Origin of the sequence: Bellilinea sp., from assembly GCF_034432615.1 — a bacterium.
Lineage (GTDB): Bacteria > Chloroflexota > Anaerolineae > Anaerolineales > Anaerolineaceae > Bellilinea.
In genome coordinates this window covers 1-4,279 of record NZ_DAOUBL010000016.1, presented here as the reverse complement: position 1 = coordinate 4,279, position 4,279 = coordinate 1, and the positions used below count along the sequence as shown (strand labels likewise).

The window sequence follows — 4,279 nt, the reverse complement described above, 5'->3', positions numbered from 1 at the left end:
GAATATGGTGGAGATGGCGGGAATCGAACCCGCGTCCGAAAGATTAGACCCACGAACTTCTACGAGCGTAGTTGGTCTTTGTTCTCACGGGGGATGCGCTGACCAACAGAACACATCCACCGTCAGCCGCTCGGACCCTAGAGCCCTCTTTCGCATTCTGCGCGGCGAAGAATGCGGCAGCCTGACTTTGTCACGCCTGTTCTGCTACCGGTCAGGCAGCGGAGCAGACAGACGTGGCCTCACGTGGAGACCATTTGCGCTCAACCCGGCTTAGGCAGCCAGAGGAAGAGCAGCGTAGTTTGTGCGATTGGCACTTGTTTTTTGTGCTGATTTTACGAGTTCGGCACCTCTCGGCTCGCAGTCCGGGATCAGCCTCTCCCGTCGAGACCGTTCATCCCCGGTGCTTTTTGATTATATCACTTAAAGTTAAATTTTTTATAAAAATCCATAAACCTCTGGCTGGTAGTAAAATTGGTTTGAATTATCACGTCATTGGCGAGGGGTTATGATCAAAATTTATAAAAGCACTGAAAATGGATTGATACAACTGGACGATTTTATCCCCAACTGCTGGATTAATGTGGTGGATCCTACCCCCGACGAGATCGAGCGTCTTTCGGTGGAGGGTATTCCGATGGACTTCATCACCTACCCGCTCGATCTGGATGAACGGGCACGCACTGAGCGAGAAGACGATGGAAAAATGCTGATCCTGATCCGTATTCCCTATTATCAGGGGCCGAAAGCGGATGCTCCTTATATCACTATTCCGCTTGGGATAATCCTCACGGACCAGTATATTATTACGGTTTGCCGGTGGCAGACCGATATCATTCGTGAATTTGAAAGCGGGCGGGTTAAGGGTTTGTCAACCGCCAAGCGCATTCGTTTTGTCCTGCGCATTTTGTTGAGCAATGCTTCGAAGTTCCTGGCGTATTTGCGGGAAATTAATCGCAATGTGGAACAAACTGAGGACCGTTTACAACAGTCTCAACAAAACAAAGAAGTGCTGGAGTTGTTGCAGTATCAGAAAAGCCTGGTTTATTTTACGACTGCTCTAAAAGCCAACGAACTCTTGCTGGAAAGGCTGCAGCGCACACAATTGTTTCGCATGTACCCGGATGATGAGGACTTGCTCGAGGATGTGATTACTGAAAATCAGCAGGCGATTGAAATGGTGAATATCTCTTCGAACATTCTCAGCAGTATGATGGATGCCTTTGCCTCGATCATTTCAAACAATCTGAATGTGGTCATGAAAATTCTGGCTTCAGTCACCATCCTGGTCAGCCTGCCCAGTATGATTACCAGTTTTTATGGGATGAATGTAGATCTTCCATTGCAGGAAAACCCCATTGCGTGGGAGTTTATTTTGGGAGTGTGTTTATTCATGGTAGGGGTTGCTTTATTCATCTTCGCCAGGAAGCGTTGGTTTTAGTTTGTTCCAGGAAGTTAAGACGGGCATCTTGCCCGTTTTTTGTTTAAGCAACGAGATGGTTTGTACAGTTTTTTTACAAAGCAGGGGTTTATCAGTACAATCAGAAAAGTGTTCAAGTGAAAGGAATTGATTGATCATGAATCGCACCGCGGTGATACCTCTAAACAGATCAGTTTCTCCTGCCGGTCAATTAACGGATGCATTTATCCAGTTGATTAATCTCAAAAAGACGTACTCAGAAGGGGGCGAGCGGCGAGTTATTCTGGAGGGCGTTAACTTAACGATATCGAAGGGTGAAACCCTGGCAGTAGTGGGTAAAAGCGGAAGCGGTAAAACCACCCTGTTGAATGTTTTAAGCGGTATTGACCGGCTGGACGAGGGAGAAATTGTCATTGGCGATGTTTGCTTGAATGACCTGAACGAACATCAGCGCACGATGTTCCGCCGGGAGAAGATTGGTTTTGTCTTTCAATTTTTCAATCTCATTCCTACTCTAACAGTCTGGCAAAATGTTATTTTACCGCTTGACTTAAATCATCAGGCAGACCGGGTTGGTTTGGAGCGGGCAGAAGCCTTGCTGGATGAGGTAGGACTGCTTTCACGTAAAAATGCTTACCCCGACAGACTTTCTGGAGGAGAGCAACAGCGGGTCGCAATTGCAAGGGCGCTGGTTCATGACCCCTTGTTGGTTTTGGCGGACGAGCCCACCGGCAATCTGGACGAGGTGAATAGCGCCAAACTACTGGATTTGATTGATCGGTTGACACGGCGAATGAATAAAAACCTGATCATGGTGACGCACAGCCGCGAAGCGGCTGCAATTGCCGACCGGGTAATGGATTTGCGGGACGGAAAACTGGAAGAACGGCATGCGCAAATTGCAGCAGATTAGAATACCCAAAAGTCTTTTTCGCATCGCACTCCAGACTCTACTGAATCGCCCCTGGCAAAGCGTTTTGATCCTGTTGGGGGTGGCGTTGGGTGTGGCAGTGATGGTCTCGATTGATCTTGCCAATGCCAGCGCAAGCCGGGCGTTTGAATTGAGTACAGAGGTGATCACTGGCAAGGCCACTCATCAAATTATTCCCTCTGGAAGTGGAATCCGGGAAGAGGAGTATGTACGATTACGGCGAACAGGTGCGTTGAATCTGGCTGCCCCGGTTATCTCCACCTATGTTTCGATCCCGGCTGTCAAAGGCCAGGCTTTTCAACTGCTGGGGATTGATGCTTTTGTGGATGCTGCTTTTCGTGATTACTGGCAACCCGATTCGTTCAGCGGACAGGCATTTTTTGACCTGATTACCCGACCGGCAACCGTGATGGTTTCCAATAATCTTGCAGAGCGGTTGGGTTTAACCACTGGCGATGAACTGGTGATTGAGGTGGCTGGTCAAAATCGTTCGGTTTGGGTCGCAGGAATTTTACAGCCGGCCGACCGATTGGCGGCGCGCAGTTTGGAGGGTATCTTGTTGGCAGATGTTGCCACTGCGCAGGAAATCAGTGGCAAGACCGGTTATCTGGATCGAATTGATCTGATCATCCCTTCTGGTGATGAGGCAGCCATTCAACAAATTCAATCTCAACTGGCACCCGATTTGAAGATCGAAGCTGTGGAAGCGAGGCAGGGAAGCATCCGCCAGATGACTGAGGCTTTTCAGCTGAACCTTTCGGCCTTGTCTCTGCTTGCGCTGGTGGTTGGATTATTCCTGATTTATAACACCATGACCTTTTCCGTTGTCCAAAGACGGGATTTGTTCGGCGCGATGCGCTGTCTTGGAGTCACTCGACGAGAGCTTTTTATCATGGTAAGCGGCGAAGCGTTCATTATCGGGCTGCTTGGTTCGGCGTTGGGAATCCTGCTCGGCGTTTTACTGGGCCGGAATACGGTAGGGATGGTTTCCCAGACCATCAATGACCTTTACTTCACCACCACAGTTCAATCGGTTGGTGTTCCGCTGGAAAGTTTGATCAAAGGTGGTGTTTTGGGTATGCTGGCTACTCTTGGGGCAGCACTTCCGCCGGCGTTGGAGGCGGCTTCGGTGGAGCCGCGGTTGGCTTTATCCCGTTCGGGGTTGGAGCGAAAGGCGAAGGCGGTGGTTTGGTTGCTGGCATTGGGTGGGGTTTTGCTGATTGCGTCTGGTTATCTGCTGTTTCAAATTCCCGGTAATCATCTCCTGTTTGGTTTTGGAGGTACCTTGCTGGTTGTAGTAGGTTTGGCAATGTTCTCGCCGGTCTTAATGCGGTTTTTGTTAGAAGCTTTCAAGCCCTTTTTGGAGAAAATCTTTGGATTTTTGGGAAGGATGGCGCCGGGTAATCTGTTGAATTCACTCAGCCGTACGGCTGTGGCAGTATCCGCATTGATGGTAGCAGTTGCCGTAACCATTGGAGTAAGTTTGATGATTGACAGTTTCCGCTTTACCGTGACGCAATGGTTGGAGCAAACCCTGCAAAGTGATGTGTACATTTCTGTGCCGGGATTTAATGCCAATTCTTCGCTGCTTCCCATTGATCCGCTGGTGATTGAGCAGCTGCAGAGCAGGGATGATATCGAACGGATAGACACTCTCCGAGCAACCAGGGCGATCAGTCAATTCGGAGAAGTCAACCTGTCGGCTACATTCAACCCCCAAATTGGAGCGGAGCGGTTTTTCAAAGAGTCCATCGGCAGTGCCGAAAAAATTACCCAAGCCATGCAAGAGGGGCAGGTGATCATATCCGAGCCGCTGGCTAATCGTGCCAACCTGAAGGTTGGAGATCAGATTGTTTTTCAAACTCCCTCAGGAATGCAATCCTTCAAAATTGCCGGTATCTTTTATGATTATGCCTCCAGTGAGGGGAGTG

At 49.2% G+C, this 4,279-nt stretch carries 3 protein-coding genes and 1 other RNA gene; 3 read left to right on the top strand and 1 reads right to left on the bottom strand.

From position 1 onward, the window contains the following. Window positions 1-5: 5 nt before the first annotated feature. Window positions 6-399: a transfer-messenger RNA gene (gene ssrA / locus VAE48_RS00890) on the bottom strand. Window positions 400-505: 106 nt separating this feature from the next. Between ssrA and VAE48_RS00885 the strand changes: the two genes are divergently transcribed. From VAE48_RS00885 to VAE48_RS00875, 3 genes are all read left to right on the top strand, one after another. Next, window positions 506-1,438, top strand: coding sequence for a magnesium transporter CorA family protein (locus VAE48_RS00885; protein WP_322791424.1), 933 nt, complete (start codon window positions 506-508; stop codon window positions 1,436-1,438). 136 nt (window positions 1,439-1,574) lie between these two features. Then, on the top strand, window positions 1,575-2,330 hold the full coding sequence (locus VAE48_RS00880) for an ABC transporter ATP-binding protein (protein WP_322791423.1): 756 nt from the start codon (window positions 1,575-1,577) through the stop codon (window positions 2,328-2,330). Then, a partial coding sequence (locus VAE48_RS00875; RefSeq protein WP_322791422.1) for an FtsX-like permease family protein occupies window positions 2,308-4,279 on the top strand: 1,972 nt, incomplete at its 3' end. The genes VAE48_RS00880 and VAE48_RS00875, both read left to right, overlap by 23 nt.

Bases quoted from the DNA above. Each gene is read 5' to 3' on its own strand.
- VAE48_RS00885 (WP_322791424.1), top strand. From the start codon at position 506: ATGATCAAAATTTATAAAAGCACTGAAAATGGATTGATACAACTGGAC.
- VAE48_RS00880 (WP_322791423.1), top strand. From the start codon at position 1,575: ATGAATCGCACCGCGGTGATACCTCTAAACAGATCAGTTTCTCCTGCC.